The sequence below is a fragment of the Massilia scottii genome (assembly GCF_030846495.1).
In the GTDB taxonomy this organism is placed as follows: Bacteria; Pseudomonadota; Gammaproteobacteria; order Burkholderiales; family Burkholderiaceae_D; genus Telluria_A; species Telluria_A violaceinigra.
Genome location: NZ_JAVCWM010000013.1, coordinates 63,956 through 90,061, shown reverse-complemented (window position 1 = coordinate 90,061; position 26,106 = coordinate 63,956). Strand labels below are relative to the sequence as shown.

The 26,106-nt window shown below is 64.5% G+C and carries 25 protein-coding genes; 2 read left to right on the top strand and 23 right to left on the bottom strand.

Going from position 1 to position 26,106, the window contains the following annotated elements; all coding sequences use genetic code 11:
• Positions 1-134: 134 nt before the first annotated feature.
• From RBA41_RS19065 to RBA41_RS18960, 22 genes are all read right to left on the bottom strand, one after another.
• A complete protein-coding gene (locus tag RBA41_RS19065; protein ID WP_306625797.1) occupies positions 135-506 on the bottom strand; it encodes a DUF4404 family protein in 372 nt (123 codons plus the stop codon).
• Position 507: 1 nt separating this feature from the next.
• Positions 508-729 carry a VF530 family protein gene (locus RBA41_RS19060; RefSeq protein WP_306625796.1) on the bottom strand — a complete coding sequence of 74 codons (222 nt, stop codon included), beginning with the start codon at positions 727-729 and terminating at the stop codon, positions 508-510.
• 114 nt (positions 730-843) lie between these two features.
• A complete protein-coding gene (locus tag RBA41_RS19055) occupies positions 844-1,239 on the bottom strand; it encodes an SLOG family protein (RefSeq protein WP_306625795.1) in 396 nt (131 codons plus the stop codon).
• Positions 1,220-1,384, bottom strand: a complete 165-nt coding sequence (locus RBA41_RS19050; RefSeq protein WP_306625793.1) for a hypothetical protein — start codon at positions 1,382-1,384, stop codon at positions 1,220-1,222. The genes RBA41_RS19055 and RBA41_RS19050 overlap by 20 nt, the downstream gene beginning before the upstream one ends.
• 25 nt (positions 1,385-1,409) lie before the next feature.
• Complete coding sequence (locus RBA41_RS19045; protein WP_306625791.1) at positions 1,410-1,895, bottom strand: hypothetical protein; 486 nt, start codon at positions 1,893-1,895, stop codon at positions 1,410-1,412.
• A 69-nt stretch (positions 1,896-1,964) separates the two neighbouring features.
• Positions 1,965-2,426, bottom strand: a complete 462-nt coding sequence (locus RBA41_RS19040) for a hypothetical protein (protein ID WP_306625790.1) — start codon at positions 2,424-2,426, stop codon at positions 1,965-1,967.
• Positions 2,414-2,689 carry a hypothetical protein gene (locus tag RBA41_RS19035; RefSeq protein ID WP_306625789.1) on the bottom strand — a complete coding sequence of 92 codons (276 nt, stop codon included), beginning with the start codon at positions 2,687-2,689 and terminating at the stop codon, positions 2,414-2,416. Before RBA41_RS19035 ends, RBA41_RS19040 begins: the two co-directional genes overlap by 13 nt.
• Before the next feature lie 22 nt (positions 2,690-2,711).
• Positions 2,712-3,395, bottom strand: a complete 684-nt coding sequence (locus tag RBA41_RS19030) for a hypothetical protein (RefSeq protein ID WP_306625788.1) — start codon at positions 3,393-3,395, stop codon at positions 2,712-2,714.
• A complete protein-coding gene (locus RBA41_RS19025) occupies positions 3,344-3,844 on the bottom strand; it encodes a hypothetical protein (RefSeq protein ID WP_306625787.1) in 501 nt (166 codons plus the stop codon). The genes RBA41_RS19030 and RBA41_RS19025 overlap by 52 nt, the downstream gene beginning before the upstream one ends.
• A complete protein-coding gene (locus RBA41_RS19020; protein WP_306625786.1) occupies positions 3,828-4,406 on the bottom strand; it encodes a prolyl hydroxylase family protein in 579 nt (192 codons plus the stop codon). Before RBA41_RS19020 ends, RBA41_RS19025 begins: the two co-directional genes overlap by 17 nt.
• A gap of 10 nt (positions 4,407-4,416) precedes the next feature.
• Positions 4,417-5,691, bottom strand: a complete 1,275-nt coding sequence (locus RBA41_RS19015) for a tetratricopeptide repeat protein (protein ID WP_306625784.1) — start codon at positions 5,689-5,691, stop codon at positions 4,417-4,419.
• 33 nt (positions 5,692-5,724) lie between these two features.
• The gene (locus RBA41_RS19010; RefSeq protein WP_306625783.1) at positions 5,725-7,056 is read right to left on the bottom strand and encodes a hypothetical protein; all 1,332 of its coding nucleotides are present in this window, start codon (positions 7,054-7,056) and stop codon (positions 5,725-5,727) included.
• Positions 7,057-7,076: 20 nt separating this feature from the next.
• On the bottom strand, positions 7,077-9,206 hold the full coding sequence (locus RBA41_RS19005) for a M3 family metallopeptidase (protein WP_306625781.1): 2,130 nt from the start codon (positions 9,204-9,206) through the stop codon (positions 7,077-7,079).
• A gap of 100 nt (positions 9,207-9,306) precedes the next feature.
• Positions 9,307-11,445: a M3 family metallopeptidase gene (locus RBA41_RS19000; RefSeq protein ID WP_306625780.1), complete on the bottom strand. Its 2,139-nt coding sequence runs from the start codon at positions 11,443-11,445 to the stop codon at positions 9,307-9,309.
• A gap of 145 nt (positions 11,446-11,590) precedes the next feature.
• Positions 11,591-11,794, bottom strand: coding sequence for a SlyX family protein (locus RBA41_RS18995; RefSeq protein ID WP_167086071.1), 204 nt, complete (start codon positions 11,792-11,794; stop codon positions 11,591-11,593).
• A 42-nt stretch (positions 11,795-11,836) separates the two neighbouring features.
• Positions 11,837-12,706: a DUF4214 domain-containing protein gene (locus RBA41_RS18990; RefSeq protein ID WP_306625778.1), complete on the bottom strand. Its 870-nt coding sequence runs from the start codon at positions 12,704-12,706 to the stop codon at positions 11,837-11,839.
• A 74-nt stretch (positions 12,707-12,780) separates the two neighbouring features.
• Positions 12,781-14,403 (bottom strand): DUF4214 domain-containing protein, encoded by a 1,623-nt coding sequence (locus RBA41_RS18985; protein WP_306625776.1) that lies wholly within the window; start codon positions 14,401-14,403, stop codon positions 12,781-12,783.
• Positions 14,404-14,643: 240 nt separating this feature from the next.
• Positions 14,644-17,187 (bottom strand): Ig-like domain-containing protein, encoded by a 2,544-nt coding sequence (locus RBA41_RS18980; RefSeq protein ID WP_306625774.1) that lies wholly within the window; start codon positions 17,185-17,187, stop codon positions 14,644-14,646.
• Between the two features lie 312 nt (positions 17,188-17,499).
• Entirely contained in the window at positions 17,500-19,956 is a 2,457-nt protein-coding gene (locus RBA41_RS18975) for an Ig-like domain-containing protein (protein ID WP_306625771.1), read from the bottom strand.
• Positions 19,957-20,121: 165 nt separating this feature from the next.
• Positions 20,122-20,595, bottom strand: a complete 474-nt coding sequence (locus RBA41_RS18970; protein ID WP_306625770.1) for a cache domain-containing protein — start codon at positions 20,593-20,595, stop codon at positions 20,122-20,124.
• Positions 20,596-20,684: 89 nt separating this feature from the next.
• On the bottom strand, positions 20,685-22,745 hold the full coding sequence (locus RBA41_RS18965) for a UvrD-helicase domain-containing protein (protein ID WP_306625769.1): 2,061 nt from the start codon (positions 22,743-22,745) through the stop codon (positions 20,685-20,687).
• 91 nt (positions 22,746-22,836) lie between these two features.
• Positions 22,837-23,829, bottom strand: coding sequence for a zinc-binding alcohol dehydrogenase family protein (locus RBA41_RS18960; protein WP_306625768.1), 993 nt, complete (start codon positions 23,827-23,829; stop codon positions 22,837-22,839).
• A 100-nt stretch (positions 23,830-23,929) separates the two neighbouring features.
• Between RBA41_RS18960 and RBA41_RS18955 the strand changes: the two genes are divergently transcribed.
• Positions 23,930-24,850: a LysR family transcriptional regulator gene (locus RBA41_RS18955; protein ID WP_306625767.1), complete on the top strand. Its 921-nt coding sequence runs from the start codon at positions 23,930-23,932 to the stop codon at positions 24,848-24,850.
• Here the strand turns inward: RBA41_RS18955 and RBA41_RS18950 are convergent.
• Entirely contained in the window at positions 24,847-25,383 is a 537-nt protein-coding gene (locus RBA41_RS18950) for a DUF1003 domain-containing protein (RefSeq protein WP_306625766.1), read from the bottom strand. The genes RBA41_RS18955 and RBA41_RS18950 overlap by 4 nt on opposite strands.
• A gap of 144 nt (positions 25,384-25,527) precedes the next feature.
• Between RBA41_RS18950 and RBA41_RS18945 the strand changes: the two genes are divergently transcribed.
• A complete protein-coding gene (locus RBA41_RS18945; protein WP_306625765.1) occupies positions 25,528-26,013 on the top strand; it encodes an SRPBCC family protein in 486 nt (161 codons plus the stop codon).
• Positions 26,014-26,106: the final 93 nt, after the last annotated feature.

Here is a 26,106-nt window from a genome sequence, read left to right as displayed (position 1 = left end):
GAGCAACTTGCCCCCACCCTTTTTCAAAGGCGATTACAACGAAAAAACGTCTTATGTTTCAATAACTTGTGACGATTGTGCCACATTAACAGGCAGCTGCCGGGGCGAGCGTGAAGGCGCTTGTGCCCCGTTGTTCAGATACCCATGTTCGACAGCATGCGGCCCAGCTCGCGCAGGGCGGGCTCCAGGCGCGGATGTTCGGCGGCAAATTTGGCCGTGATTTCCTGGGTCCGCTCGGCCAGTCCGTAAGTGGTGGTGTCGGCGGGTTCGGCCAGCAGGTAGGCCGCCGGGTCGGCCGGGTCGGCCGCTTCGGCTTGCTCGGCAAGCGCATCGTCGCTGATGGTGGCCTGCGCGGCGGCTGCGCGCTTGTCCAGCAGGGCCTGGATGTCGCCGTCGAGCTGCATCAGCAAGCCTTGCAGTTCTTCATCGACCTGTTCCGTCTGCGCCAGGTTGGCATGCAGGGTCTTCAGGTGCGACTTCAGGTTCGCTGTGTCGTCGTTCAACATGTCATCCTCGTTCATTGTCAAAAGTGGTCGCCAGATACAGTTCTTCGACCTTGGTACGCGCCCACGGGGTCTTGCGCAGGAACTTCAGGCTCGACTTGATGCTCGGATCGCTGATGAAGCAATTGATATCGATCCGCTTGCCGAGCTCATCCCAGCCGTAATGCGCGACCAGTTGGGTTAACAGCGATTCTAAGGTAATACCGTGTAATTCGTGAACACTCATTGCTGCGCTTGATCCTATGGCGGTTGGGGGGGAATGACTATACCGTCCTTATACACCCAAATGGCGGCGCGATCCATCGCGCAGCGCAGCAAGCTTGAGCGCCAGGGCGCCGCCTTACGCACGGAAAATGCGTACCTCGGTCCCGCTTTTCCCGGCCAGTTCGACCATGTGAACGGTGCCGCGCGCGCAGCCAGGGTTGCCGTAGTCTGCGTGGAAAGCCAGCACCAGATCGATGCCGGTAGCTAACATGCGTTCGTTCAGGCCGCGCCAGGCTTCGCCGGGGAAGGCGCGCTGGTCGGCGCGGTTCTTTTTCATGCGCAACACGGTCAGGCCCAGCCCGGTGGCGACGGCCATCGCGCAGGCATCGGCGCCCGGGGTGTCGCCGGTGACGATCACGCTGTGCGGCGGCAGTTGCGACAATGCGCGCTGTATCGTGTCCAGCTTGTCCCAGATGGTCGAGCCGGTGACCAGCACGCGCAGGAAAGGCCGCTCAGACACAGGTAAAGTCATGGAACTTGCCTGCCCCAAAAATGCGGAACGGCGCATAGCAAAAGAAGGGCGAAGTGTGGCGCGCCCGCTTCTCCATGGAGACGCGCTCCTGGCGCTTGTGGAGCCGGCTCAGTTTTCGCTTGAGCGACGCGCGCACATGGGACATCGGTGTCTTCCTCGCAAAGGCAATCTTATTTACGGAACAGCCATTCGCCGCTGGCCTGGCGCTGCAGTTCGTGACGCGACTTGCCCGACTCGCCGCTGCTGTCGGAGACATACACCACTTCAAAGCGCAGGGCGTTCTTGGCCGGCATGTCCCAGCCATGGATGCGCACCACCGTGGCGCACTCGCCCTTGGTGTGGCGGCGCATGGTCGGCAACGGGCCACCGATGTAATTGTTGTTCGGATAGGTCTTGCCCGGTGCCGCGTACACATTGAGCGCGCTGGCATCGTAGCCGCCGAGGCAGGAATTCGCCTTCAGGAACGGGGCAATGGTCGGTGCCGCTTCCGCGACCGCCTGCTCCAGCGCCTTGTTGGTGGTTTTAACTTGCAGTTCCGCATCGATCTTGGCTGCCTGGGCATCGGTGATCGACGCAAGCTGAGGCCCTTTTGCCAGCGACGTCGCGGCAGCGCACAGCAGCAGGGGGAGGATGAACATATTGATATGGCGGCGCATAATACCTTTGTCGCAATGATGTTTGGGTTGCATTATCTTAACATTAACCAAGTGCAGTGAATGGCCGAGTCAACCATGGATGCGCAGCGACCAGGCGACTGCCAGCGCCCAACAGGGTCCAGCCACAAGGCTTGCCACGGCGATCCTGCGCCATGCCACCTGGCGGGCCAGCGCAACGATGAGGGCGCACGGCGGCAGCAGCACCAGGCATTCGATCAGCAGGTTGCGCCACAAATAGACGTTGGTGAAGCGCAGGCGCCCGGCACTGGGCAGCAACCCGATGGGCGACTCGACCTGCGCCAGCGGCAAGGGCCAGAACAGGGGAACAGGATGCACCCCGACCAGCAGGTCGAGCAGGGGATGCGAGCAGGCCGCCAGCGCCAGCGCCGCAAACGGCAGCGCGCCCCGCAGCGCCAGCCACGCCAGCAGGCTGGCGCCCAGGCCGAACAGCAGCGAGCGCGGGGGAGCACCCGGCGCATGGGCGAGGAACACGGTGGCACCGGCCGCCGCGTGGCCGATCAGCGACGACACGAACGCGCCAGCAAAACCGCCACGCTCCACCAGATGGCAGCCCAGAACAGCACCACGCAGGCCCAGCCCAGCAGGGATGGCGCGGCCCAGCCGCCGGACGGCCAACCGCCGAACACCGGCAGCTTGATCGCATCGAGCACGAACAAGGGGCCGTAGATGGTGGCGGCGATGGCCGGCCCGAGGGTGCTGGTATCGGCCCAGATCCAGGCGACCAGGGCATGGGCGGCGCTCAGGCCGATGAACAGCAGCGTACGCAGTTGCATGATGCGCCCTCGTCAGGATGGTTCAGCCGGGCGCGGGCGGGCCGGAACGGCGTGCTTGCGCTTCGGCGGCAACAGCCAGCCGTTCAAGCAAACGCAGCTGTGCGTCGAGGTGGGCGCCCTGCGCGTCCAGCAGCGCCAGCGTTCTTTTTTGCAGAGAGTTTTTGCCGCTCACGCGCTTGATAAAGAAAAGAAACACACCGACCAGCAACAGCATCGGTCCCCAGCTGTACAGATAATCGAGCAGTACCGACATCGTCGACGGCTCGCTGTGCACCTTGATCGCCTCGGCCGAAATGATGCGAATTTCCTGTGAAACGTAAGCCTCTTTGGGCCGCGCGGCGACTGCGCGAATGCGGAACGCCACCTCACCCGACGCTGGCACGACCAGGTCATCGACAGACTGGGTCACGGTATCGACGTGGACGTGGTTGGCGTCGAAGTATTTCACTTCGAGCATGACGTCCCTGACACCGTCGGCGGACGCATTCTTCAGCGTTGCCAGGGACGTGACCATGCGCGGTTCATCCAATACGCTGAACGAGGTATTGCTGACCGCCAGCTTGTCGACCTTGGCCGGGGAAGCGTTGTGGTAACTGCAGGCAAGCGCCGAAGTCGAGAAGGCCAACATGCAGGCCGACCGTGCGATAAACTTTTTCATGATGCTTTCGGGTGAAGTGTCATCGAGGCAACGGACGCCGCAGTGCACGGTTTGGCCTGTGCTTTTGCCGTCACGCCCGCCGCAAAACAGCCCCATATCGCCATGCCCAGGCAAGCTGCGGTGAGCAGCACCCGGGCCGCGCCGTACAGGGTGGCAAGCCGGCCACGCAGGATGCGCCTGGGCGAGAACACCTTGCTGCCGGGGGCAGGAAACTGTCCGCTGCGCAGGCTCTTAAACCCGGGAATGCCGAACACCAGGCCGACCACGGCCGCAATGAGGAGCGGCAAGCCGACGAACAGGCCGTAGTTCAGCACGACGATGCCATTGACGCCGCCGATGTCGCTGCACTCGGCTGTCGCGGAAAACGCCGCCAGCCAGGGAAAGAACCACAGCTTGGCCCCCACCGCCACCCCGATCACCGGGGGGATGATGAGCAGCCGGATGCGCGTCCGTTCGGCAGGTGTGTATTGTTCTGCAAATTCAGGGATTTCCGGCATGTTTCCTATCCAGTTGGGGGTTGCCCGGGCTGTACAGCACATCCGAACGCAGCACATACTTGATGCCGCCGGTCAGCGCGGCGCCTTCATGCCAGGTGTCGTGCACGAACAGCAGGGCCGAGCCGGTCTTCGGCGTGACGCGGAATTCCTTGAAAACCGTGTCGCCGCCCTCGTAGCCTTGGTTCAGGTACACGAGGAAGGTCAGCTTGCTGCTCAGGCCATCTTCGGTCCACGGGCCATCCTTGTGCATCTTGAAGCGCTGCCCGGCCGCGTACTTGTAGAAACGCAGTTCGCGCGGCAACCCAAGCGCAGCCTGGCCATCGAGTCCGGGCATGCCGGCTGCCGCCAGGCGCTGCCACAGCAGGGCGATCCAGTCGGGCGCCTCGAACTGGGCCCGCTCGTTATTGCGGATCGTCGGCATCGGTCGGGCGCCTTGCGCGGTGCGCACGCCGGCGGCGGCAAAGCCGCGCGCCTCGGCCAGCGCGATCAGCTCGCCGCACTCGCGCGCATCGAGAAAACCATCGATGGAAAACACCGTCGGCGCGTGCGTGACGACCAGCATATGGTTCAGCTTATTTCTTCTTGCGCGCACCACGCGGCGCCGGCAGCCCGCACTTGTCATTGAAGACCGAGGCGCCGGCCACGTACTCGCGCGCGTCCGCATCCTTGTCCATCGAGGCACGCAAGTGCGCGGCGATGGACTTGACTTCCGCATCGACCGCGCTGGCGCCGCCGCAGCCGGCGACCCTGCGCTTGAGCGTGGCGGCCAGCATGGCGGAGCGGCCGTGCTTGACCGTATTGGGCATGGTGACGCGCCGGATCGCCAGCACTTCCTCGTAGCGCAGCAAGGCGGCCGGATTCTGGCCCTGATGCTCGTGCATGCCGCCGATGTCGTTGATGATGGCGACCGTTTCCTCGGACTGCGCGCCGAAGGTTTGCACGGCCTGCGGCAGCATCGCCTCGAACAGTTCCTGGGCGCGCTTGTGGTTGCGCTCCGCGCTGAAGCTCATCGCATGCGCGGCGCGTACTTCCAGCGTCACCGGGTCGGCCATGCCGAGCGTGGTGCCATACACCGCGATGGCGCGCTCGTACCATTGACGGCCGGTCGGGTTGTCGTTCTGGCGCATGTAGCTGCCGCCCAGGTTCACATAACTCATGCCGACATGGTAACTGTCCTCGCCATGGATCTTGCGGCGCAGCTCCAGCGCTTCGTTCAACAGGCGGCGCTCGGCGGCCACGTCGCCCATCAGGCCCATCAGGCGTCCGAGCGCGTCCGCCGCATCCGCTTCGAGCTGCGCATTGACGTTTTTGCGCGCCTGCGCCAGCACCTCGGTCATGTCGGCCTGGACGTTGCCGAGCTCCTTCATCTGCATGCGCTGCTCGGCGCTGTCGAGCAAGGCCTGGGCAACCTGGTTCGATTCCTTGCCGAACCCGGCCCGGCAGGCTTGCACGGCGGCGGCGTAACCGGTACGGCCGGCGGCCTGGTCGCCGCTGTCGCTGGCACGCTGGGCGTCGAGCCCGTACGCGTGGCACAGCACCGCGGAGGCGTCATGCGCGCGCACTTTCTCGGCGCGGGCGCCGGCGATGGCTTGCTGCAGGGCGGCCGTCGAGGCGGCGCTCTTGCCTTCGTTGTCCAGCGCCAGCGCATTGCAATACAGGCGCTGCGGCCCGAATTCGAGCGCTTCGGCATCGGTACAACAGTCGGCGCCGCTGCAGCGCGGGCCGGACTCGCCCGGCTCTTCGGTCAGCTGTACTTCGGGAGGCCGTACAGGTGCGGTGGTACAGGCCGCCAGGCCAAGGGCGCACAGCAGGACGGACGCGAGCGGGAGAAAGCGAGGTGTGAGCATAGAGGCAACGTTCGGAAAGAGGGACGTGCCTGATTATAGAGCATTGTCGCTATACCAATTTTTATCAAGGAAGCTGGGGCGTACCGGCGTTTGCTTCAGATGGCCGATGAGGCGCTCGACATGGCGCACCTCGTCGATGCCCAAAAAACCATAACGCTGCACACGGTTCGCGCTATTGGACAGCACCTCCGATGCGGGTTCGAGCAGGAGGTCGCCGCTGTCGTCACGGCCGCCGAGGCAGTCGGCATGCACCAGGCCGGCCGGTGCGTAGGTACGCGTGATGAGCGGACCGCTGGCGTCGATCGTCAGGGCCCGTCCGGTGGTAATGGCATGCACCACGCTGAGCGCAGCCTTGCGCATCTTGAACGGCTGATACAGGTGGTAAAAACCAATCCACAGAAACATCAACGGCACGCCCAGCATCAATGGGGCGATGTCTCCCGGCCGATGGGTTTGCCACATTGCCTGGGCCAGAAACCCGGTGAGAAACAGGCTAAAGAGCGTCCACACGATAAAAAAGGATTGCTCCACCAAACCTCTTTTCAGATAACTGTCAGGGATGGGCTGCGCGGCCCAGACCAGCCGTTCGTCCGGCGCCATTTCCGCGCGCAGCGCCTGGCGCAGCTTGTCCGGCAAGGGGCCGATATCGGGCGTGATGAGGCAGCGCTGGAAGCTGGCATGCGGTGTGTTCGGCGCCAGCGGCAGCGTTGCCGCCAGCGCCGCGATGAGCCCATGCACGCGCCGCACCCCGGCAATGCCGAGCATGCCGTAGCGGTTCGTCGTATAGCTGTCACCGTCGTATTCGTGTTCGGTTTCCAGTATCAGGTCGCCCCAGCCGCCGGCATGCTCGGTGCGTTCGATTTGCTGCAACTGCGCGGGACGATACGTCCTGATCGTTTCGGGATCGTCGCCGCCCAAAAGAATGACGCGCTCGCTGGTGATGGCGTACACCACGAAGCGTGCTTGTTCCTCGAGCCTGGAGGGTGCCCGCAATCCGAGCACGCCGCCCAGCAGAAACGGCACGCCGATCAGCGGCAGAAAATCGAAGTCGAGGCCGTGCAGGAGCGTACGGGCGATGCCGCCGACAATCCACAGCAGCCCGATTACCACCATCGCTACAAAAGCGGTACGAAGCTCGTGTGCCTCCCGTTTCATATAGTGCTGGGCGATCGGCTGGCCGACCCAGACCAGGCGCTCGTCCGGTCTCAACGCCGCCTGGAGGCGGTTCTGCAGATATTTGGGAAGTACCGCGATGTCGGTCAATATGGCCCCATGAAGGAAATTGGCGCCACCATTATCGCGCATCGGCGCACGCGGCCGGCAAAGTACCCGGGACAAAAAAATGCCGTTCTGAACGAACGGCATTGTTGAGGGGTCAGCCGGGCTTACTTGGCGTTCAGTCCGCGGCGTTCCAGCAGCGGCTCGATGGTCGCATCGCGGCCGCGGAAGTTGCGGTACATCTGCATGGCATCGAGCGTGCCGCCTTTCGACAACAGCGTCTTGCGGAAGTGGTCGCCGTTCTTGCGCGACAAGCCGCCGTTTTCATTGAACCAACCGACGGTATCGGCATCTAACTTTTCACTCCACAGGTAACCGTAGTATCCGGCCGAATAACCGCCCGAGAACACGTGCGAAAAGTAGGTGCTGCGATAGCGTGGCGGCACCGGCGCGAAGTCGACACCGGCCTCTTTCAATGCGGCTGCCTCGAAGGCCACGACATCAGCCGGAATCTGCGCCGCGCTCAGCTGGTGCCAGCGCTGGTCCACGATGGCCGACGCCAGGTACTCGGTGGTGCGGTAGCCTTCGTTGAACTGCTTCGACGCGATTACCTTGTCGAGCAATTCCTTGGGCATCGGCTCGCCGGTCTTGTAGTGCTTGGCGTAGTTGGCCAGCACTTCGGGCCAGACGGACCACATTTCATTGACCTGCGAGGGGAACTCGACGAAGTCGCGCGGCACGCCGGTGCCGGCGAAGCGCGGATATTTCACGTCCGAGAACATGCCGTGCAGCGCATGGCCGAACTCGTGGAACAGGGTGCGCAGTTCGTCGTAGGTGAGCAGGGTCGGCTCGCCCGCGGGCGGCTTGGGAATGTTCAGGTGGTTGCCGATGACCGGGCGCGTGCCCATCAGGTGCGACTGGGGCACGTAGGCATTGGCCCAGGCGCCGCCGCGCTTGTTGCCGCGCGCGTAAAAGTCGGCCACGAAGATGGCCAGCGGCTTGCCGTTGGCATCGATCACGTCGAACACGCGCATGTCGGGGTCGTACACCGGCAAGTCCTTGCGTTCCTTGAAGCTCAAGCCGTAGACCTTGCCGGCGGCGTAGAACACGCCGTTGGTCAACACATTGTCCAGTTCAAAATAGGGACGCAGCTGGCTCTGGTCGAAATTGAAGCGTTCTGCGCGCACCTTGTCGCTGTAGAAGGCCCAGTCGTGGGCGGCCAGCTGGAAGCCGCCCTTGCCGGCGTCGATGACGTTCTGGATGTCGGCCGCTTCCTTGCGCGCGTTCGCCACCGCCGGCTTGGCCAGCTCGCTCAAGAGCTTGTTGACCGTGCCGGTGTCCCTGGCGGTCTGGTCCTCCAGCATGTAGGCGGCGTGGTTGGCGTAGCCGAGCAGGGCCGCGCGCTCGGCACGCAGCCTGGCGATCTTGAGCACGACGCCGGTGTTGTCGAATTCCCCGCCGCGGCTGCCGCGCGCGAGCGACGCCGCCAGCAGGCGTTCGCGCACCGAGCGGTCGGTCAGCACCGACAGCGGCGCCTGGCCGGTGGTGTTGGTGACGGGAATGGCGAACTTGCCTTCCAGGCCGCGTTTTTTGGCGACGCCGGCGGCGGCATCGATGGCGGCGTCGGACATGCCGGCCAGTTCGGCGCGGGTATCGACCACCAGCGCGGCGGCGTTCGCTTCGCTCAGCACGTTCTGGCTGAAGGTGGTTTGCAGGGTCGCCAGTTCGGCGTTATAGCCTTTGAGCTTGTCCTTGTCGGCGACGTTCAGTTTGGCGCCGGCGCGCACGAAGTCCTTGCGGTAGCGTTCCAGCAGAAACGCCGATTCGGCATCCAGGCGCAGCTTGGCGCGCCTGGCGTACAGGGTCTCGATGCGGTCGAACAGTTTTTTATTCAGCAGCATGGCGTCGCGGTGGGCGGCCAGCTTGGGCGCCAGTTCGCGCTCCAGGCCCTTGATGGTGTCGTTGGTACTGCCGCCGGAAAAAATGCCGAAGGCGGTACCGGTGCGCGAGAGCAGCTTGTCCGAGCGTTCCAGCGCGACGATGGTGTTCTCGAAGGTGGCCGGCTTGCGGTTGCTGGCGATGGCATCGACTTCGGCGGCGTGCTGGCGCATGCCTTCGGCAAAGGCCGGGGCGAAGTGCTCGTTCTTGATCTTGTCGAAGGCCGGGTAGTTGAACGGCAAGGTGCTGATGCTGGCGAACGGGTTGGCGGCGTCGAGCGCGGCGCAAGCGGGCGCGAGGAAGGCGAAGTTAGCCACGGCCAGGCTGGCCGCGATGATCATTAATGAGGGACGTGTCATGGTGTTTTGCGCAGAAGGAGGAAGAGCCGCCGTCCCCGCGCCTTGGCGCGGGAACGACGGTTTTAAAGATGCCTGCCCGGGCAGATGCCCAGGCGCGGTCTTAGTTGGCGTTCAAACCGCGACGGTTCAGCAACGGCTCGATCTTCGGCTCGCGGCCGCGGAAATTGCGGAACAGGTCGAGCGCATCGGCCGTGCCGCCGCGCGAGAGCAAGGTCTTGCGGAAATGGTCGCCGTTCTTGCGCTGCAGGCCGCCATTTTCCTTGAACCATTCGACCGTGTCGGCGTCCAGCTTCTCGCTCCACAGGTAAGCGTAGTAACCGGCCGAGTAACCGCCCGAGAAACTGTGCGAGAAGTAAGTCGTGCGGTAGCGCGGCGGCACCGGCGCGAAATCGACGCCGGCTTCCTTCAGCGCGGCCGCTTCAAAACCGAGCACGTCGCTCGGCACTTGCGCCGCGCTCAGCTGGTGCCAGCGCTGGTCCACCAGCGACGCCGCCAGATATTCCGTGGTCAGGAAACCCTGGTTGAATTTTTTCGAGGCGATGACCTTGTCGAGCAACTCCTTCGGCATCGCTTCGCCGGTCTTGTAATGCCTGGCGTAGTTGGCCAGCACTTCCGGCGCGATCATCCACATTTCGTTGACCTGCGACGGATATTCGACGAAGTCGCGCGGCACGTTGGTGCCCGAGAAGCGCGGGTACTTCACGTTCGAGAACATGCCGTGCAGCGCGTGGCCGAATTCGTGGAACGTGGTCTTGACTTCATCGACCGTCAGCAGGGTCGGCTCGCCCGCCGGCGGCTTGGGAATGTTCAGGTGGTTGGCGACGACCGAGCGGGTGCCCATCAGGCCCGACTGCGATACGTATTCGTTCATCCACGCGCCACCCTGCTTGTTGCTGCGCGCGTACATATCGGCCAGGAAGATGGCCAGCTGCTTGCCGTTGGCATCGAACACGTCGTACACGCGCACGTCCGGGTGGTACACCGGCAGGTCCTTGCGTTCCTTGAACTTCAGGCCGTACAGCTTTTCGGCCGCGAAGAACACGCCGTTGACCAGCACGTTGTCGAGCTCGAAGTACGGCTTGAGCTGGTTTTCGTCGAAATTGAAGCGCTGGGCGCGCACCTTGTCGGTGTAGAAGGCCCAGTCGGCCGCGCCGACCTTGAATCCGCCCTTCTCGGCGTCGATGACCTTCTGGATATCGTCCGCTTCCTTGCGTGCGTTGGTCACGGCCGGCTTGGCCAGTTCCGACAGCAGCTTGTTGACGGCGCCCGTGTCCTTGGCGGTCTGGTCTTCCAGCGAGTAGGCGGCGAAGTTCGGGTAGCCGAGCAAGGCGGCGCGTTCGGCGCGCAGCTTGGCCAGCTTGACGACGACGGCGCGGTTGTCGAATTCGCCGCCGCGGCTGCCGCGCTGAAGCGAGGCGGTCATCAGGCGTTCGCGCACGGCGCGGTTGGTCAGCACCGCCAGCGGCGGCTGGCCGCTGGTGTTGATCAGCGCGACGGCGAACTTGCCATCGTGGCCGCGCGTCTTGGCGTCGGCCGCGGCGGCATCGATCGCCGCTTCGCTCATGCCGGCCAGTTCGGCGCGGGTGTCGACGATCAGCGCCGAGGCGTTGGTTTCCTTGAGCACGTTCTGGGTGAACGTGGTCTGCATGGTGGCGATTTCGCTGTTGAACGCTTTCAGCTTTTCCTTGTCCTCGGCCGACAGCCTGGCGCCGGCGCGCACGAAGTCCTTGTGATAGCGCTCGAGCAGGTGCTTCGATTCGGCGTCCAGGCCCAGCTTGGCGCGCTTGTCGTACAGGGTCTTGACGCGCTGGTACAGCTTGGCGTTGAGGAAGACCGCATCGTTGTGCGCGGCCAGCTTGGGCGACATTTCACGATCGATGGCGTCCAGCGTATCGTTGGTGTTGGCGCCCTGCAGGGCCGAGAAGGTGGTCGCCACGCGCGTGAGCAGCTGGCCCGAGCGCTCCAGCGCCACCACGGTATTGTCGAACGTCGGCGCCTTGCGATTGTTGGCGATGGTGTCGACTTCGCGCAGGTGATCGCTCATGCCGGCCGCGTAGGCGGGCAGGAAATGCTCGTCCTTGATCTTGTCGAATGCCGGGTAATGGAACGGCAGCGTGCTGAGTTTGGCGAAGGGGTTGGTCGCGACCAGGGCGGTGGCCGGCGCGGCAGGTGCGGCGATGGCGGCGACATTGACCAGCGCCAGGCTGGCGGCAACGATAAGCATGTTTGGACGGTTCATGGCATCTTTCACGAGCGCTAAGTAAAGCTGCCGACGGATAGCTGGCAGCGCATGAGCGCACGATCATATCAGCATGCCATCGCTGCGTCATCCGCGACGATGTATGCATGCCGGCGCCGGCAGCGCCGTATTGACGGGTGAAAGATCAGTAATGCGGCGGGCGGTCGTTGACCGGATTCGGTCCCGACTGGGCATTGTTGCGGATGTGTTCGGCCAGCTTGGCGACCATCGCATCGAGCTGGTCGATGCGGCGGCCTTGCTGGTACACCATCTGGTTCAGGGATTCGACCAGGTCTTCCTGGTGTGCGAGCTTGATCTCGATGTCGACAAAACGGTCTTCCTGGCTCACGGCGGCGTCCTTGGGGGCAAAGCCGCCATTATGCCAGTGCGCTCAGGCCAGTCCGCCTTCCCACGCCGCCGGCGCCACGCCCACCAGCAGCAGCGGCGGCGCCTCTGGCGCCGCGGGAGCGTCCAGGGTCGTGTGCAGTTCGCCCGACATGACCGCCAGCATGGTCTTGATCACCGCGTGAAACGCCTCGACATCGCTGCCGGCGGTAACGCTGGCGAGCATGGTGCGCACCATCGAGGCGGCCAGGGTGGTGCCGTAGCCGGCGATTTCGGACGGGCGGTCGATCGCCAGGGTGAAGTCGGAAGCCACCGCCAGCGTATTGCCGATGCGCTGGGCGTCGAGCAAGCCCTGGGGCGTGAGGTTTTGCAGGGCGCCCGACATGATCGACATGGCGGCGTTGGCGCGCGAGAGCGCGCCGCTGTCGATGGCCTCGCTCCAGAACGCCAGGCCGGCCTCGGCCGGGCTGCGGCCGAGCACGTTCTTGAAGACCGCTTCAACGAACGCGCCGGTGCCGTCCGGATACAGCGCATCCGATTCGGCGCTGGCGCTGAAACTGTCGATCAGCTTGTGCAGGCCGGGATTGGTGTTGTAGGCGGCGCTGATGCCGGCGATGTCGCGCGGCGCGCCCAGCTTGGCCAGCTGGTCCTGGAAGCTCTGCATGCCGGCATAATCGGCGGCGCGGCCGAAATAGGCCACGTACAGGGCTTGCACGACCGAGTCGTATTCGACATTGACGGTGCTGTCGCTGAACTTGAAGCGTTCGATATTGGCCAGCAGCTTGAGGCCGCCGATGGCGCCGCTCTTGGGCAGCACGGCGTAACCGCCGGCGCCGGTGGTGATGTTGTAGTCGGCCCGCAAGCCGGCGAAACCGACCGTGTCGACGCCGCTGCCGCCGTTGATATCAACCAGCATGATTCATTCCTTCGATGTTGACCCGCCTGCGCTGCCACCGCGGCCGGCGCCTGGCCGGGCCGCGCAAGGCTTCACTATACCAGCGTCTGCTCCCACGCCTGGAAGCCGATGCCAATCAGGTCGGCGTAGGCGATAGGCAGGTCCTCGGGCAGGTCGCCGGCGACGCGCACCGCGCCGGTCATGGCGCCCAGAGTCGCCTTGATGGTGCTCTGGTAGGCAGTCAGGTCGGTGGTGGCGGTGACCGCGCCGAGCATGGTGCGCACCGACGCCGCCGCCGCCTTGGTGCCATAACCGGCGATTTCAGCGGCGGTATCGATGGACAGGGTAAAGCCCGAGGCCACCGCCAGCTTGTTGTTGATCAGCTTGGCGTCGAGGACGCCCTGGACGGTCTTGTTGTCGAGCGCGCCGGACATGATCGACAGCGAGGCATTCGCCTTGGACAAGCCCTTGTGGTCGATCGCATCGGTCCAGAACGACAGGCCGGCGCTGGCCGGGGCGCGTCCGAACACGTTCTGGAAGATGCCCTTCACAAACGTGGCGGTGTCGCCCGGATACAGGGCGGCCGATTCGGCGCTGGCGGCGAAACTGTCGATCAGCGCGTGCAGGCCGGCATCCTTGGTGTAGGCCGCCGCCAGCGCGCTCATGTCGCGCGGGGCGCCCAGGGTGGCCAGCTGGTTCTGGAAGCTGAGCATGCCGTTGTAGTCGGCGGCGCGCCCGAAGTAACCCACGTACAGGGCTTGCACGACGGCTTCGTAGTCGAGCGACACGTTGCCGTTGGAAAAGCGCAGCGTTTCGATATTTTTCAGCACGTCATAGCCTTCGTCGCCGACCCGGTCGGACACCACATAGCCGGCCGCGATACGGGTAACGTCGTAATTGGCGCGCGGCCCGACGTAATAGGCCACATCGTTGCCGGCGCCGCCATCGATATCGTCGTCGCCGCCCGCCCCTTCGATCACTTCGCTGTTGTAGGTGCCGGTGAGGCGCTCGGCGATGTCGCGCCCGGTGAAGTAATCCTTGCCGCTGCCCACGCCATAGGTGCCGCCGAGGCCGTCGCGGCCGTACAGCCAGTTGAGCGCGGCGATATCGTAGGGGCTGTAGGTCTGGTACGGGCCGCCCACCCAATCGTAGGACATCAGGGTATTGCCGGTGTGGTCATCGTCGTAGGGCAACTGCTCGTCGCCCTCGAAGGGGTGCTTCAAGCCCAGCATGTGGCCCAGTTCGTGCAGCAGGATTTCGTAGCCGGGGCCGCCCAGGCTCAGATCGGCGTTTTGGGCGCGAAACTCCACATTGTCGAGGTAGATATACGCCTTGGCGGTCAAATCGCGCACCGTGGTGCCGTAGCTCGGCGGCGTGTAGCTCGTCATCCAGCTGCACAGGCCCATGGTATCGGCGTCGGCGATATTGATCGAGGCCATGTGGATCTGGGCGCGGCTGCCGTCGCCCGTTTCGGTAAAGCCGATCCCGGTCAGGCTGGTGATGTAGGCCAGCGCCGTGCGCGTCGCCGTTTGCTGGGCCGGCGAAAACGCGGCCTGTCCGGTGCGGGAGGCTTCATTGCCGCTGGCCACGGAAAAAGTGTAGCTCAGCGAGCGCGCGCCGGTGCCGAGGAAATTCCAGCCCGGTCCCGAGCTCAGCAGGGCGTCGATGTTGTTGAAGCCGGACAGGCGGACGATTTCGATATCGGAAACGGTGGTCATGCGCAGACTCTGAAAAGGGGGGGTGATGGGCCGGACCCGTGCGGGTAGCGCAGGGCAGGCTGGCGGGAAGCGGGCCGGCATAGTTACCGGCGATAACCGTAAGTATCCCAAAAGCAAGTATTGACGTCAAACCCGGTTACAAATCAGGCACCCCGTTTCGCCAATAAACCACAAAAAACGGGCGCCTTACCCGGAATGGGTAAGACGCCCGCTGTGGCCGAGCCTGGAAAAGGCCGCGCTTTACATCACCGCGTCGATCAGGCCGCCGTGCTGCAGGCCGACCAGGGCGACCGGGGTGTCGGGCAGGCCGGTGTCAAGTTGCACGGTGTCGAACGGCATCTTCGCCGACCCGGTCTGGGCGCCGATGCCGGGCAGGGACGCGAGCGTTTTGGCGATGATGGCCTGGAACGCGGCGATATCGGTGCTGGCCGTCACGCTGGCGAGCATGCCGCGCACGGCGGCGGCGGCCTTGATGCCGACGTAGCCGCTCACTTCGGCCGGATTGTCGATGGCCAGGGTGAAGTCGGAGGCGATGGTGATCTTGTTGTTGACCAGCTTGGCGTCGAGCAAGCCCTGGGTGCTGGTGTTTTCCAGCGCCCCGGCCATGATCGAGAGCGAGGCATTGGCGCGCGACAAGCCGGCGTTATCGATCGCATTGGTCCAGAACGACAGGCCGGCGGCGGCCGGGGCGCGCCCGAGGATGTTCTGGAACACGGCCGTGACGAAGGCGCTGGTGGCGCCCGGGTACAGGGCGGCCGATTCGGCGCTGGAACCGAAACTGTCGATCAGGCTGTGCAGCCCGGCATCGGAGGCGTAGGCGGCGGTAACGGCCGAAAACGTCAGCGGCGCCTTGAGGCCGCCCAGCTGGCTCTGGAAGGCTGCCAGGCCGCCGGAATCGGCCGCGCGGCCGAAGTAGGCCAGGTACAGCGCCTGCACCACGTCGTCGTATTCGAGCTTGAGGGTGGTGTCGCCGAACTTGATCGACTCGACATTGCGCAGCAAGTCCATGCCGCCGGCGCCGCTCCTGGCGGTGACCACGAAACCGCTGGTGTCGCGCACCACGTGGTAATTGCCGCGCAAGCCTGGGAAGCTGACTGTGTCGGTGCCGCCGGCGCCGTCGATGAGGTCGTTGCCCGGAGTGGATAGCAGCGAATCGTCGCCGGCCGTGCCGGTGACGACAGTCACGTCCGTCGGCCCGAGCGTAAACAGCAGGTGCTTGGCGGCGGCGGTGGCGTTGCCGGCCTTGTCGAGCGAACTCACGGTGACGTCGTACTTGCCGTTGGCAAGGGTGCTGCCGCCCAGGCTCCAGCGGCCGTCGGCCGCGACCGTGCCCTCGGCGATGATGGCGTCGGCGTTGCTCAGGCGGATCGTGCTGCCCACTTCGCCGGTGCCGCTGAACTGCACGCTGCCGCTGGCCGCGACCAGCACGCTGGCGCTCGGCACTGCCGGCGCCTTCGTGTCGACATTGAACTGCAGCGCGGCGCTCGGGGCCGAGACATTGTTGGCGGCATCGGTGGCGCGCGCCGTCAGCGACACATTCATGCCGTCGGCCAGGGCCGAGGTGGCAACCGACCAGGCACCATTGGCGCCGGCGGTGGTGGTGGCGACCAGGGTGGCGCCGCTGTACACCTTGACCGTGGCGTTGGCTTCGGCGCTGCCGCTGACCACCGGCTTGTCGCCGGCCACGTAGCCGTTCGGGTTCTTGCTGACGGTGAGCGTCGGCGCCCCCGGCGCGCTGGTGTCGCCCGCGGGAGGGGTAAGCACCGGCGGGGCAACCGGCGGCGGCGTGACCGGCGGCGTGACCGGCGGCGGCGTCACCACTGGCGGCGGGGTGAGCACCTGGGGCGACTGCACGCTCTGGTCGTCGAACTTGAGCACTTCGACCGAGGTCAGGGTGTCGGTGCCGTCGGCGCCGCTGACGCGCACCTTGCCGCCGCCGAGGTTAGTCACCGTGTAGGAGGCGTAGTTGCCGCGGAAGACGGCGGTATCGGTGCCGTTGCCGCCGTTGAGCGCATCGTCGCCGCCGCCGCCTTCGAGGCGGTCGTTGGCAGCGGTGCCGGTCAGGCTGTCGGCGCGATTGGTGCCGGTGAAATAGCGTCCGCCACCGGTCGAGTTGATGCCGAGCGCGCCGCGCAGGCCGTCGCCGCCGTACAGCCATTTCAGTGCCGCGATATCGTACGGGCTGAAGTTGCTGTAGGGACCGCCTTGCCCGGTGTAGGACAGCAGCGTGTTGCTGGTATTGTCCTCGGCGCCGGGCAAACGGATATTGCCATCGAACGGATGCTTCAAGCCCATCATATGGCCCAGTTCGTGCAGCAGGATTTCCAGGCCGCCGGAGCCGGGCGCCAGGTTGGCGTTCTCGGGAGCGGCAGCGGCGACATCGTCCAGATACACATACGCCTCCGCGCTAAAGCTGAGCAACTCGTCGCCCGAGTAGGAATGGCCGGACCCCCAGCTGGCCAGGCCCGCCGTGCCGCCGCCCAGATCCTTCGACGCCAGGTGCACGTCGGCGACGTTGCCATCGGCCGTTTCGACGAACACGATGCCGGTGATCGCGCTCAGCGTCGCCATGGCCGCCCGGGTGCCGGCCTGCTGGCCCGCGCTGAAGGCCAGCAGGCCAGTCCCGGCGTGGTTATCGTGTTCGTTGTTGGAAGCAATCGAAAACGTGTAGCGGATCGTATTGCCGACAGGCGTCAGAAAGTTCCAGTCGGGTCCCCCGCCGAGCAGGGAGTCAATATGGTTCAGACCGGAGAGGACAGTGTCGAGATCGGATAGCTTAGGCATGAAGATTGGCTTGCAGTAGGCTTGCAGTGAAAATGGAAAGGATTCCAAATCATGCCGGATAACGAAGGTGAACGCAACCGCAGGCAGGTTTGGAACGTTGCCGGGTATTGCTCGACATGCGCGGCAGTATTTCAAACTTGAGTATTGCCGTCAAACAAATTTCATGTCATGTGTAAATATAGCAACTAAATATTGCTCTCGAGAATTTAAATGCTGGTGCGCCAAGGCCTGGGCCGCCCACAAAAAACGGGCGCCTTACCCCGGAAAAGGGGTAAGGCGCCCGTTGTGGCGGCGCCTGGAAACGGCTGCGCTTTACATGACCGCGTCGATCAGGCCGCCATGCTGGACGCCGACCAGGCCGATCGGCGTGTCAAGCAGATCGGCGCCGGACTGCACGCTATCGATCTGCATCATCCCGGCGACGGTTTGCGCACCGAGGCCCGGCAGGGACGCGATGGTGCTGGCGATGACGGCCTGGAAGGCCGCGATATCGGTGCTGGCCGTCACGCTGGCGAGCATGCTGCGCACGGCGGCGGCGGCATTGATGCCGACATAGCCGCTCACTTCGGTGGGATTATCGATGGCCAGCGTGAAGTCCGAGGCGATGATGATCTTGTTGTTGACCAGCTTGGCATCGAGCACGCCCTGGGTGCTGCTGTTTTCCAGTGCCCCGGCCATGATCGAGAGCGAGGCATTGGCGCGCGACAAGCCGGCGTTGTCGATCGCATTGGTCCAGAACGACAGCCCGGCGGCGGCGGGCGCGCGCCCGAAAATATTCTGGAACACGGCCGTGACGAAGGCGCTGGTGGCGCCCGGGTACAGGGCGGCCGACTCGGTGCTGGCACCGAAGCTGTCGATCAGGCTGTGCACCCCGGTATCGGTGGCGTAGGCGGCGGTGACACCCGAAAACGTCAGCGGCGCCTTGAGCCCGCCCAGCTGGCTCTGGAAGGCCGCCAGGCCGCCGGAATCGGCCGCGCGTCCGAAGTACGCCACGTACAGGGCCTGCACCACGTCGTCGTATTCGAGCTTGAGGGTGGAGTCGCCGAACTTGATCGACTCGACATTGCGCAGCAAGTCCGTACCGTCGGCGCCGCTCCTGGCGGTGACTACGAAGCCGCTGTCGTCGCGCACCACAGTGTAGTTGCCGCGTACGCCCGTGTAACTGACGGAGTCGGTGCCGCTGCCGCCATCGATGACGTTGTTGCCCGGGGTGGACAGCAGGGAATCGTCGCCGTCCGTGCCGGTGACCGTGGCCGCCGAGCCGACCGAAAACAGCAGGTGCTTGGTGGCGGTGGTGTTGTTGCCGGCCTTGTCGAGCGAACTGACGCTCACGTCGTAGCTGCCGTTGGCCAGGGTGCTGCCGCCCAGGCTCCAGTTGCCGTCCGACGCGACCGTGCCTTCGGCGATGATGGCGCTGGCATTGGTCAGGCGGATCGTGCTGCCGGCTTCGCCGGTGCCGTTGAACAGGGCGGCGCCGCTGGCCGACACCACCACGCTGGCGGTCGGCGCCACCGGCGCCACGGTGTCGACGCTGAACAGCAGCGCGGCGCTCGGGACCGAGACATTGTTGGCGGCATCGGTGGCGCGCGCCGTCAGCGACAGATTGATGCCGTCGGCCAGGGCCGAGGTGGCAACCGAATACGTACCGTTGGCGCCGGCGGTGGTGGTGGCGACCAGGGTGGCGCCGCTGTACACCTTGACCGTGGCGTTCGCTTCGGCGCTGCCGCTGACCACCGGCTTGTCGCCGCTGACATACCCGTTCACGTTCCTGGTGAGCGCAAGCGTCGGCGCGGCCGGCGCGGTGGTGTCGCCCGCCGGCGGCGTGACCACCTGGCCCGACTGCACGCTCTGGTCGTCGAACTTGAGAATTTCAATCGAGGTGAGGGTGTCCATGCCGTCGGCGCCGGTGACGCGCACGCTGCCGCCGCCCAGGTCGGTAACGGTGTAGGAGGCGTAATTGCCGCGGAACACGGCGGTATCGGTGCCGCTGCCGCCATTGAGCACATCGTCGCCGCCATCGCCTTCGAGGCGGTCGTTGGCAGCGGTGCCGGTCAGGCTGTCGGCGAAGCTGGTGCCGGTGATATAGCGTCCGCCGCCGGTCGAATTGATGCCGAGCGCGCCGCCCAGGCCGTCGCCGCCATACAGCCACTTCAGTGCCGCGATGTCATACGGGCTGAAGTTGGAGTAAGGGCCGCCCTGGGCGGTGTACGACAGCAGCGTGTTGCTGGTGTTGTCGTCGCCGGGCGCGAGGTTGGCGCTGCCCTCGAACGGGTGCTTGAGGCCGATCATGTGGCCCAGTTCGTGCAGCAGGGTCTGGTAACCGCCACCGCCGGGGGTCAGATCGGCATTCTCGGCGGCAAACTCGACGTTGTCGAGATAGACATAGGCTTGCGCATCGTAGCTGTTGAGGGTGGTGCCGGTGTAGCCGTAGCTCGAATTCCAGCTGCACAGGCCGCTCACATTGTTGCCGGCGATATTCACCGCCGCCAGGTGCACATCGGCCGCCGTGCCGCTGGCCGTTTCGGTGAAGGTGATGCCGGTCAGCGCCGCCAGGGTCGCGAAGGCGGTGCGCGTGTGGGCTTGCTGGGAAGCGGAAAACGCGGTCTGGCCGCTCTGTCCCGCTTCATTGCCCGACGCGACAGAGAAGGTGTACAGGATCGTGTTGCCGGCAGGCGTCAGGTAGTTCCAGTCCGGTCCCGTGTCGAGCAGGGCATCGATATGGATCAGGCCGGAGGTGGGGGTTACGGTGATGTCGGATACGGTCGCCATGCTGTGTGCTCGTCAATTGGAAGTGAAGGGAGTCCAAACGACGCGCAACCAGGCAACGCTGCCGGCAGGCGGATCTGGAAGGGTGCCGCGCTTGCGCCCGGCAGTAAATTCAGTATTTCAAAGTCGGAAGTTGCCGTCAAACAAAATTTGAATCGTGCGTGCAATTTATCGCAAATAAACACCACCGCAGATGATCACATCGTCGCTGGGCTGGCAATACATTGCCTTAGGTTCAATCTTCCCGCTGACCGGATTGGTGAACTTATATTCTTGCCAAAAAGAAGGATTCTTTTTAGCCATCTCGACCCGTTCGCGCACGAACGCCTTGCCGTCGATATCCTTCAGTTCCATCAGGTTCTTGCCCAGCATCTTGGGATTGGCGCCATGCGCGCGCACCACGCCGTCGAAGCCGTAAGCGACCATGTACAGGTCGCGGTCGGTGAAGGGGCCATCCTTGCGGTTGATCTCGCTGTACGTCTTGTCCTTGCCGTTGGCTTTCATGAACACGATGGTCTTCTTGACCATGGCTTCGGCTTCCGGCCTGGTGGCGAATTCATCGGCAATGGCGGGCGCGGCCATGGCCCAGGCCAGCAACGCGGCAACGATAGCGCCGGGCGCTGCGGTAGTGAATGTCGACATGGAAACTCCCTTCGGCAAAGCGCGCCACGCCGGCGCGTCGGGTTAATGCTAGCACGCATGTTCCGCGCTGCCGAGTGTTAAGTTGGACGCTAGGTTTTCGCTGTTGCAAGCAGGGCCTTCAAGCTGGCCAGGCGGTCCTTGGGCGAAATGGTTTCGGCTTCGGTGGGCGGCGCGTCGCCGACGTCGAGCGCCATTTCCTTAATGAAACGCGACACATCGCAATGGACTTGCTCGCCGGCACGTTTGCGTTTCTTGCACCACGTAATGTACAAGGTGCGCTGGGCGCGCGTGATGCCCACGTACATCAGGCGCCGTTCCTCCTGGATGCGCGCGCCGATGGTTTCCACCGACGCGTCCGGGTCGCCCTTGTGCGGCAGGATGCCCTCTTCCACGCCGACCAGGAATACGTGTGGAAACTCCAATCCCTTGGACGCGTGCAGGGTCGACATGCGCACCGCGTCCGGCTCCTCATCCTTGCCTTCCAACATGCTCATCAAGGCCACCATCTGGGTCAGTTCCAGCAGGTTCTTTTCCTCGCCGGATTTATCCTTGCCGCCGCAGCCGCGTTCCTTGAGCCAGTTGGTAAATTCGAGCACGTTCTGCCACTTGCTTTGCGCGGCGCGGTCATCAAAAGTGTCGTACAGATAACTCTCGTAGGCGATTTCCTTCATCATGTCGTCGAGCACGGCGGCCGCGTTCTCGCCGCTGCCGGACGGGCCGGGGCGGCTGGCGCGCGCTTCGAGCTGGTTGATGAAGTTGCAAAAGGCGCGCAGCGGCAGCAGCTGGCGGTCCGGCAGCTTCGCTTCGATGCCGCCCTTGAAAGTGGCCTCGAACAGCGAGCAGTTCCACTGCTTGGAAAACGCGCCCAGCACTTCCAGCGTGGCCATGCCGACCCCGCGCTTGGGCGTGGTGACGGCGCGGATGAAGGCCGGATCGTCGCCCTCGTTGGCGATCAGGCGCAGATAGCTGATGATGTCCTTGATTTCAGCCTTGTCGAAAAAACTCTGGCCGCCCGAAATCGTGTAGGGAATGCGCTCCTTGCGCAGGCATTGCTCGATCACGCGCGCCTGGTGGTTGCCGCGGTACAGGATGGCGTAATCGGACCACTTGTTCTTGCGCTGGAAGCGGTCGGCCGAAATCATGATGGCCACCTGCTCGGCTTCCTGGTCGTCGGTCTGCATGCCCAGCACGGTGATCGGCTCGCCCAGGCCGTGTTCGGACCACAGGGCTTTCTCGAACAGCTTGGGATTGTTCGAGATGACCGCGTTGGCCGCCTGCAGGATGCGGGTGGTGGAGCGGTAATTCTGTTCCAGCTTGATGACGCGCAGGTCGGGGAAATCGTCGCCCAGGGTCTTCAGGTTTTCCACCGAGGCGCCGCGCCAGGCGTAGATGGCCTGGTCGTCGTCGCCCACGGCGGTGAACATCGGTTTCTTGCCGATGCCGGTGACCAGCAGCTTGACCAGTTCGTACTGGCAAGTGTTGGTGTCCTGATACTCGTCCATGAGCAGGTAGCGCAGGCGGCGCTGCCACTTGTCGCGGATCGGATCGTTGTTGCGGAACAGTTCCACCGGCAGGCGGATCAGGTCGTCGAAATCGACCGCCTGGTAGGCCGCCAGGGTGGCCACGTAGCTGCGGAACACGCGCGCGGCCTGGGCTTCGTCTTCATCCCTGGCGTTCTTGACCGCGTCTTCGGGATCGATCAGGGCGTTTTTCCACAAGGAGATCGAATTCTGGATGCTGCGGATCAGCTGCTTGTCGGTGGTGATTGCCAGATCCTGGACCAGGCCGAAGCAATCGTCGCTGTCCATGATCGAAAAACGGTCCTTCAGGCCCACGCCGGCCGCTTCCTGGCGCAGGATTTTCACGCCCAGCGAGTGGAAGGTGGAGACGGTGAGCTGCTTGGCCTGGCGCGGCTGCTTGAGCAGCTTGGCGATGCGCTCCTGCATTTCCAGCGCGGCCTTGTTGGTGAAGGTCAGGGCGGCGATGGTGCGCGGATCGTAGCCGCGGTCTTCGATCAGGTGCGCGATTTTCTGGGTGATGACGCGCGTCTTGCCCGAGCCGGCACCGGCCAGCACCAGGCAGGGGCCGTCAAGATACATGACCGCTTCGCTCTGGGGCGCGTTCAGGCCGAAATTGGGAGTGGAGGACATCGGGCGGGGCAATCTGATGGGGGACGACCGGCCATTGTAACGTAGACCCCCGTCGTTCCCGCCTGCGCGGGAACGACGGGGACGCGGCGGTTTAAAACCCCGACAGCACAATCTTGCCAATCGTCCGCCCCGCCTCCAGCGCCGCGTGGGCGCGCGTCAGGTTGGAGGCATCGATCCTGCCGCCGTTTTCCCCCACGGTGGTGGTCAGCACCCCCGCATCGACCAGCTCAGCGACCGCATTGAGCAGCTTGTGCTGCTCGATCATGTCGGCCGTGCCGAACATCGAACGGGTAAACATCATCTCGAACACCACCGTCACGCTTTTGGCGAACACCAAGTCCATCGGCAGCGGCTGCTCGTTGCGCACGATCGCGCAGATCTTGCCCTGCGGCGCAATCGCCGCCGCCATCGCCGCAAAGTGCGCATCGATATCGTTCAGGCACAGAATATAGTCCACCTGCGCCAGCCCCAGCGCGGCCAGCTGCGCCGGCATGTCGCCATGGTGATCGATCACATGATCCGCCCCCAGCGCCCTGCACCACTGGCCCGACGCCCGGCGCGAGGCGGTCGCGATCACGTTCAGCTTCGCCAGCTTCTTGGCCAGCTGGATCGCGATCGACCCCACCCCGCCGGCGCCGCCGATGATCAGCACCGACTTGCCCTCGTCGGCCCCGCCGCGCGCCACGCCCAGGCGCTCGAACAGCGCTTCCCACGCGGTGATGCTGGTCAGCGGCAGCGCGGCGGCCTGCTCCACGCTCAGGCTGGCCGGCTTGCGCCCCACGATGCGCTCGTCGACCGCATGAAACTCGCTGTTCGCGCCCGGCCGCACCACGCTGCCCGCGTAATACACCGCATCGCCCACCTTGAACAGGCTGGCCTGGGGACCGACGGCGCTGACGGTGCCGGCCACGTCCCAGCCGACCAGGCGCGGCTCGCCATCGTGGGCGGCCGCCTTGCGCTGCTTGTAGTCGACCGGATTGACCGAAATCGCCTCCACCTTCACCACCAGGTCGCGCCCTTGCGGCTGTGGCACAGGCAACTCGACGTCGTGCAGGGTTCCGTTAATGACGGCAATGGCTTTCATGTTGTTTCCTTGTTTGGTTGACAGATGAACCAGTGTAGTCCGCATCGATTCGATTGATAATTGGCATAATGATTGAATATCTCTTCACCAAAACAATACAATGAACCTCGACCTGACCGATGTGGCGCTGTTCGTGCGCGTCTGCGCCACCCGCAACCTGTCCGCCGCAGGGCGCGAATTCAGCCTGTCGCCGGCGGCGTCCAGCGCCCGCATGGCCCAGCTCGAACGCCAGCTCGGCGCGCGCCTGCTGCACCGCACCACGCGCCAGATCGCCCTGACCCAGGATGGCGAAACCTTTTTCGAGCGCGCCGTGGCCCTGCTCGACGCCGCCGAGCAGGCGCGCGCCTCGGTCGGGGCCGGGCGCGAACCGCAGGGCTTGCTGCGGGTGGCGGCCTCGGTCTCGTTCGGGCGCTTGCACCTGATGCCGTGGCTGCCCGCCTTCATGGAACGCTATCCCGGCCTGCAGCTCGACCTGCGCTTGTCGGACCGGGTGATCGACCTGGCCGCCAACGGCATCGACGTCACCATCCGCAACGGGCCGCTGCACGATTCGGCCCTGATCGCGCGCGTGCTGGCGCCCAGCCGCCTGCTGCTGGTGGCCGCGCCCGCCTACCTGGCGCGGCACGGCACGCCGCAGCGCCCGCAGGAACTGGCCGATCACCAGTGCCTGGTGCTGGAAGGGGTCAATCCGTGGAATTTCAGGGATGTCGATGGCAGCCTGATCAGCGTGCGGGTGGGAGGCAGGATGCGCAGCGATAACGGCGAAGCGATGCGCGACGCCGCCATGGCGGGCCTGGGGATCGCGCTGCAATCGACCTGGGCGGTGTACCAGCAGCTCAAGAGCGGCGCGCTGGTGCCGCTGCTGGCGCGGTATCCGATGGCCTTGAATTCGGTGGTGTCGGCCCAGTACCTGAACCGCAATTTCCTGCCGCCCAAGACGCAAGCCTTCATCGACTATTTCGCCGCGCGCTTCGGCCCCACCCCGTACTGGGACGAGGGCTTGCCGGGGATCGGGAATTAGGTAGGGACCTTGTTGTCCTCGCACAGGACGTTGAGCAGGCGCAGCTGTTCATGCTGCATCTCGACCAGCTGCAGCTTGAAGGCATCCATCTTTTCGTGCAGGGCCATGATTTCCAGCTCGGCCTTGAGGTTGATCTCGTAATCGTTCCGGGCGTTCAGGCGGTCGATTTCACCCTGGCGGTTCTGCGACATCAGGATCACCGGCGCCTGGATCGAGGCCAGCATCGACAGGAACAGGTTCAGCAGGATGTAGGGGAAGGGATCGAACGGCTTGGCGCCGCCGCGCGCGAGCAGGAAGGAATTGAGCACCACCCAGGACACCAGCACCAGCGCGAACAGCATGATGAAGGTCCAGGAGCCGCCGAAGCGCGCCACGGCGTCGGCCGCGCGCTGGCCGAAGGTGGCGTCGTCCTCCGGATCGGGCTGGCTGGGTGTCAGTGCGCGCCGTTCGGCGATGTGCCTGGCAACAGTGTCGTCGCTGCGTTTTTGCAGCTCTTCGATATGCGCCAGATAATCCTTGCGGGTGGTCCTCATGCTGTGTTCTTTGCTGGTGGTGCCGACCGGTTGTCTGCTCGATAAGCAGTGTATCCGCAAGTCACTTTCCAGCGCGCACAGATCGCTTGCGTTACCATCCCGGTATCGGGGCTGCGCTGCCCTTCACCGACGAGTTAAAGCACCATGAAATTTGAACATCTGATTGAAATCAACGATCCCCTGAATCCGCTGATCGACACCCTCACGCGCGAGCAGGTGTGGCGCGGGCTGGTGCTGTGCGCGGAAATGCCCAAGCTGTTCGTGCCGCACCTGGACGAGTGCACGATCGACGAGCGCGAAAGCGGCAGCTTGCGCCGCAGCCGGCGCTTCGGGGAACTGGTGGTGATCGACCGCGTGCTGCTCACGCCGCTGCAAGAGGTGCGCTACGAGGTGCCCGAGCAGGGCGAGATCGCCGCGTCGAGCCTGACCGTGACGATCGAAACGCCGGCCGAGCACACCATGTTCGTGCGCTTCAAGTACGACGACGGGCATGATGCCGAGACCGACAAGGCCAATGCCATGTACGACGAATACAAGAAGTCGGCGTACCAGGAAGCCGATATCGACACGATACGCATCGTGCGCGAGATGGCACAGGCGGGGCGGCTCGACGCCAGTTACCTGAACTAAGCCAGGCGCGCGACGCGGGCCACCGCCACGTTTCTCATCCGAGCTCTGACCCCGGTTAAGAAATGTTTCGCGCCGGAAGCCGGACCCGGTCAG

Bases quoted from the DNA above. Each gene is read 5' to 3' on its own strand.
- RBA41_RS18955 (WP_306625767.1), top strand. From the start codon at position 23,930: ATGAACCTCGACCTGACCGATGTGGCGCTGTTCGTGCGCGTCTGCGCC.
- RBA41_RS18985 (WP_306625776.1), bottom strand. From the start codon at position 14,403: ATGACCACCGTTTCCGATATCGAAATCGTCCGCCTGTCCGGCTTCAAC.
- RBA41_RS18945 (WP_306625765.1), top strand. From the start codon at position 25,528: ATGAAATTTGAACATCTGATTGAAATCAACGATCCCCTGAATCCGCTG.
- RBA41_RS19005 (WP_306625781.1), bottom strand. From the start codon at position 9,206: ATGACACGTCCCTCATTAATGATCATCGCGGCCAGCCTGGCCGTGGCT.
- RBA41_RS18980 (WP_306625774.1), bottom strand. From the start codon at position 17,187: ATGCCTAAGCTATCCGATCTCGACACTGTCCTCTCCGGTCTGAACCAT.
- RBA41_RS19000 (WP_306625780.1), bottom strand. From the start codon at position 11,445: ATGAACCGTCCAAACATGCTTATCGTTGCCGCCAGCCTGGCGCTGGTC.
- RBA41_RS18965 (WP_306625769.1), bottom strand. From the start codon at position 22,745: ATGTCCTCCACTCCCAATTTCGGCCTGAACGCGCCCCAGAGCGAAGCG.
- RBA41_RS19065 (WP_306625797.1), bottom strand. From the start codon at position 506: ATGTTGAACGACGACACAGCGAACCTGAAGTCGCACCTGAAGACCCTG.
- RBA41_RS18960 (WP_306625768.1), bottom strand. From the start codon at position 23,829: ATGAAAGCCATTGCCGTCATTAACGGAACCCTGCACGACGTCGAGTTG.
- RBA41_RS18990 (WP_306625778.1), bottom strand. From the start codon at position 12,706: ATGCTGGTTGATATCAACGGCGGCAGCGGCGTCGACACGGTCGGTTTC.
- RBA41_RS18975 (WP_306625771.1), bottom strand. From the start codon at position 19,956: ATGGCGACCGTATCCGACATCACCGTAACCCCCACCTCCGGCCTGATC.
- RBA41_RS19055 (WP_306625795.1), bottom strand. From the start codon at position 1,239: ATGACTTTACCTGTGTCTGAGCGGCCTTTCCTGCGCGTGCTGGTCACC.
- RBA41_RS19060 (WP_306625796.1), bottom strand. From the start codon at position 729: ATGAGTGTTCACGAATTACACGGTATTACCTTAGAATCGCTGTTAACC.
- RBA41_RS19050 (WP_306625793.1), bottom strand. From the start codon at position 1,384: ATGTCCCATGTGCGCGCGTCGCTCAAGCGAAAACTGAGCCGGCTCCAC.
- RBA41_RS19045 (WP_306625791.1), bottom strand. From the start codon at position 1,895: ATGCGCCGCCATATCAATATGTTCATCCTCCCCCTGCTGCTGTGCGCT.
- RBA41_RS19010 (WP_306625783.1), bottom strand. From the start codon at position 7,056: ATGCCGTTCGTTCAGAACGGCATTTTTTTGTCCCGGGTACTTTGCCGG.
- RBA41_RS19015 (WP_306625784.1), bottom strand. From the start codon at position 5,691: ATGCTCACACCTCGCTTTCTCCCGCTCGCGTCCGTCCTGCTGTGCGCC.
- RBA41_RS18970 (WP_306625770.1), bottom strand. From the start codon at position 20,595: ATGTCGACATTCACTACCGCAGCGCCCGGCGCTATCGTTGCCGCGTTG.
- RBA41_RS19020 (WP_306625786.1), bottom strand. From the start codon at position 4,406: ATGCTGGTCGTCACGCACGCGCCGACGGTGTTTTCCATCGATGGTTTT.
- RBA41_RS18950 (WP_306625766.1), bottom strand. From the start codon at position 25,383: ATGAGGACCACCCGCAAGGATTATCTGGCGCATATCGAAGAGCTGCAA.
- RBA41_RS19025 (WP_306625787.1), bottom strand. From the start codon at position 3,844: ATGCCGGAAATCCCTGAATTTGCAGAACAATACACACCTGCCGAACGG.
- RBA41_RS19035 (WP_306625789.1), bottom strand. From the start codon at position 2,689: ATGCAACTGCGTACGCTGCTGTTCATCGGCCTGAGCGCCGCCCATGCC.